The organism is Cryobacterium adonitolivorans (assembly GCF_004402695.1).
Lineage (GTDB): Bacteria > Actinomycetota > Actinomycetes > Actinomycetales > Microbacteriaceae > Cryobacterium > Cryobacterium adonitolivorans.
In genome coordinates this window covers 1-1,239 of sequence record NZ_SOFL01000054.1, presented here as the reverse complement: position 1 = coordinate 1,239, position 1,239 = coordinate 1, and the positions used below count along the sequence as shown (strand labels likewise).

Annotated in this window: 1 protein-coding gene; it reads left to right on the top strand. The window is 64.2% G+C overall.

The genetic code is table 11. The annotated features are described in order from the left end of the window. Nucleotides 1-112: 112 nt before the first annotated feature. On the top strand, nt 113-1,231 hold the full coding sequence (locus E3O42_RS16440; RefSeq protein ID WP_420897895.1) for an IS30 family transposase: 1,119 nt from the start codon (nt 113-115) through the stop codon (nt 1,229-1,231). The last annotated feature ends 8 nt before the right edge of the window (nt 1,232-1,239 follow it).

The window sequence follows — 1,239 nt, the reverse complement described above, 5'->3', positions numbered from 1 at the left end:
GGGCGGCTTCAAGGGGTCGTAGCAACACCGTATGAGTGAGGTGTTGTTGATGGCGTCGAGAGTGGTGTTGAAGGATCGCGAGAACTTGTTCTGGGTTCGGGTCCGTGGAGGGATGTCGGCGGCGGCCGCGTGTGAATCTGTGGGAGTGAATCGCAGACAGGGATACCGGTGGATCAAGGCCGCTGGCGGGCGAATACCCGTTCCGGCCGTGGCGTCTTCGGGGCGCTACTTGGGCCAGGAGGAACGTCTGCGCATCGCGGATCTGCGGCTGGACGGTGCCGGCGTTCGCGCGATCGCACGGGATCTGGGGCGCTCCGCGTCGACGATCAGCCGTGAGCTGCGCCGCAATTCCCACCCGACAACGCGCAGCTACCGGCCTTATGCCGCGCAGAAACGCTGCGTGATCAGAGCGGGCCGGCCCAAGCCGAGCAAGCTCGAGGACCGGCTACTTGCCGCTGTCGTAGAGGAGCGGTTGCGGAAGAACTGGAGTCCGCAGCAGATCAGTGACGACCTCGCGGTCGTGTTCGCCGGCCAGGCCGAGCTGCAGGTCTCGCACGAGTCGATCTATCAGAGCCTCTACGTTCAAGGCCGCGGTTACGTCGGAGTTCATTTGCATCGGCACCTGCGACGGGGCCGATCGGCGCGGAAACCGCGGGCCACGCAGCTGAACGCGGCGGGCAAGATCCGCGACAAGGTGATGTTGAGCGAGCGGCCCAAAGAGGCCAACGACAGACTGGTGGCCGGTCACTGGGAGGGCGATCTGATCGTCGGATCCGCGTCAGGATCGGCAATCGCGACCTTGGTTGAACGCACGACCCGGTTTGTCGTCCTGGTGCATCTACCCAACGGCCACAGCTCAACTGAACTCCACGACGGACTCATCGGCGCCCTGGACGCATTGCCCGTGCTTCTGCGGCGGTCGTTGACCTGGGATCAGGGAACCGAGCTGGCCCGGCACGTGGAGATCAGCAAAGCCACCGGGGTTCCGATCTTCTTCTGTGACCCGGCCTCGCCCTGGCAGCGCGGCTCGAACGAGAACACCAACGGCCTACTGCGCCAGTATTTCCCGAAAGGCACCGATCTGAACGCCCACAGCGCGCAACGCCTCCTTGAGGTCGCCACTGAACTGAACGAGCGGCCCCGCAAAACCCTCAAACGCCGCACCCCAGCCGATTTGCTCAGCGAGCTAGTCTCGGGGAAGGAATTAGCCCCTGTTGCTTCCACCGTTTGAATTCGCCC